Genomic DNA, 269 nt, shown 5'->3' on the forward strand with positions numbered 1-269 from the left:
CGGCCAGAACCCGTTGCAACTGGCCATCCAACAGGGGACGCAAATCTCGCAGGTCATCGGCCCGATGGGCGCGGCTGGGGCGGTCCGGGCGTTGGGCGGTGCGTTTTTTGGCGCGCTGAACCCCGTCAACCTTGCCGTCATGGGTGTCCTTGGCGGGCTGGGGCTGCTGATGCAGCATCTGCGATCTGGCCGGGACGAGGTGCTAAGCCTCTCTGACGCGATGAGCCAGTTGGAGACCTCGACCGGGGACTGGCAACGGGCATTGCAGG

1 protein-coding gene is annotated in these 269 nt (G+C 66.2%); it reads left to right on the top strand.

Annotated features, from left to right (window positions below):
- Positions 1 to 269: phage tail length tape measure family protein (locus tag Q5762_RS38535; RefSeq protein WP_315896972.1), on the top strand; the 269-nt coding region annotated here is incomplete at both ends.

Source organism: Streptomyces sp. P9(2023) (assembly GCF_032436795.1).
Taxonomy (GTDB): Bacteria; Actinomycetota; Actinomycetes; order Streptomycetales; family Streptomycetaceae; genus Streptomyces.